Below are 2,533 nucleotides of genomic sequence, written 5' to 3' on the forward strand. Positions count from 1 at the left end.
ACGGTCAACCCCCACAGTGGACTTTCACCACCTAGTTGTTACGCATGCCCGGCACACAAAATAAAGGGTATTGCATTGGAGCAATACCCTTTATTTGATATTATGTAAACTAACTAAAATAGCAATCAGATAAGTATTCATATATACAAAAGATATTATGCCTGTATCATTTATAAAAGTCGAAATGATAGAACCAATAAATATTATATAAATACATTTGCCTATATTTAAATCTTTAAAATCTCTCATACAAATATTCTCATCTCTATACAACCCATAAACATAATAAAGCTGTCCTAGAGAAATAATACTCCAAGGCGGAACTAAAACCATTATAATAAGCTGCTTAAGTTTATTTATTATTACATCAAATAACTCAATAAATCCAACCGTTTCAATTCTCGATAACAACTTTCCTATATGGTTTAAACTATACCCATTGAACTGTATTATAAAGTTTAATAGAAAAAAAATAGAACCAAAAATTAGTAAAATAATACTTTTATTAATCTCACTATGATAAAACATTTCATATATCAAAATAAAAAATAGCAGAATAGAAGTTATATAGCCTCCAAAATTAACGCCATATTTTCCAGACAGAGCCAATATTATTAACGGAAAATATATTATGAAAAATAAAGATAAAACTATTTTATCTTTTATCTTTTCTCTTATACTAAAATAAACTATTATTGAAGTTGCTAATAAAACTCCCATAATTTCATTGTTTAGTCCATAAAATCTTCCACCAGCTACTATGTTGTTATATCCTATAAATGAATCATATATTATATTATTGTTTAAAAAAATCCCATAGAGAATTAATATATTTGTAAAAATAGATAAATATTTTACAGCTTTTTCTTTTTTAATCAATAAAAACGATAGTAAAAATGAAGACATTAATACTATTATGCAGTATATAATAATACTTTTGTGTATCTTAAAAAATCCAAATAAAAGAGAAAAAAATATAATCGAAAGTATCGTATACATCAAAAATTTACAGGCTTGTTTTTCTAAATTTTTACTAAATATCACAAATAGCTGCAATGCTATAATTATTCCGTGAAAGATATATTTTATTATATTCAAGTTGAGAAACTCTTTTAAATAGTTTTTACACTTTAAAATCGGCCTATTTTCAGGCATAATCTTAATACTACTGCCAATAAATCTGTCTGTTGATATGCCAAATAGATTTGCCGCATCTGGAAAAATATCTAAACTTGTTATTACCCCTTCCCTTCTTGTTGTACTGCTTATTAATAATCCTTCTTTATTATCAGGCGTTATATAAACAACTGGAACTAAAGTAGTATTCCACTTTATATTTACATCTCCTGATATAGTCTTTGGAAATATAATCATGTTACATTTCATCTTTTCAATATATTTTTTCAATAGCTCAATTCTCTCTTCTTTATTATTTAATTCATATGAAAGTATGAGTATATCTGCTTTTTCTAATATCTCTCTCGACTTATCATTGAGCCATTTTTCTTCATAAACAACCTTATTCTCGCCATACTCGATATATCCATTTATATTCGCAGCAATAAGTGAAGAAGAATCATTACCGATATATCCAATTTTAATACCTCTTTTATTAAAAAAGTCGCCAAATGTAGAAATTTCCCGGGAAAAAGTCAAATATTCTTTCTTTAATTCCCTGATTATATCTTCAAATCCAATTATATATAGACTGCCATCTCTATTTTTTATTATCCCTTTATACGATTTTGAACTTATTTTAACTCTCCTACCTGTCGCAATAGTTAAAAAGTAGCTTTCTTCATTTTTGAAACTGTAAAAATATCCCGTTTTTGTATTCATAATCCCTACTGAATTTTTAGTATTTTGAGTTATTTTTTCAGTTAAATCAAAATCTAGTTCATCTAATATAATCATTATTAATTTAGTCCTATTTTCTGCTAATACTAATTTGCTAAAGAATGAAATAAAAATTAGCAGTAAAAGTACGGTTATCAAAATCTTTTTTGTATTCATATATACACCCTTTAATAAACGATATAGTTTATTATAGAAAAAATTCCTACAATAATCGAAAATATCCCTAAAAACAGTTTGATTTCATAATAACTATCATAAACAAAATCCTCTTTTATTAAAAATATTCTATCTTTAATAATCTTCTTTATATCATATTTTTCATATATTATAAGAAATGCACCAATAAGTATGAATAATATTCCTTTATACAGCAAAAAACCACCCCTATATTTATATGCGGATATCTATATTGTAATCTTATTTTAGATTCGATATACAATCTAGAATTGAAAAAAGACGGCAAAGCCGCCTTCAGACTATTGACAAACTTATATTTTAATATTTATGAAAATGAAAGCGAATGCTTGAAAGAATTTAGTAAAAAAACTAGGCGAAAATTTTGAAGAAAATCCGTAGGTTTGACAGGATGTCAAACCAGCATCCTACAAGACAGGAGGTCTTGATTAGGTGCGTTAGGATTTTCTAAAAATTTGAGCCTTAAGTTTTTTCTAAATTC

Annotated in this window: 2 protein-coding genes; both read right to left on the reverse strand. The window is 26.1% G+C overall.

The features are described from left to right. Nucleotides 1-90: 90 nt before the first annotated feature. On the reverse strand, nt 91-2,013 hold the full coding sequence (locus BUB51_RS12400) for a hypothetical protein (RefSeq protein WP_073198140.1): 1,923 nt from the start codon (nt 2,011-2,013) through the stop codon (nt 91-93). Between the two features lie 11 nt (nt 2,014-2,024). Beyond that, nucleotides 2,025-2,231 (reverse strand): hypothetical protein, encoded by a 207-nt coding sequence (locus BUB51_RS12405; protein WP_035164954.1) that lies wholly within the window; start codon nt 2,229-2,231, stop codon nt 2,025-2,027. Between the last annotated feature and the right edge of the window lie 302 nt (nt 2,232-2,533).

It is taken from the genome of Caloranaerobacter azorensis DSM 13643, from assembly GCF_900129995.1.
In the GTDB taxonomy this organism is placed as follows: Bacteria; Bacillota; Clostridia; order Tissierellales; family Thermohalobacteraceae; genus Caloranaerobacter; species Caloranaerobacter azorensis.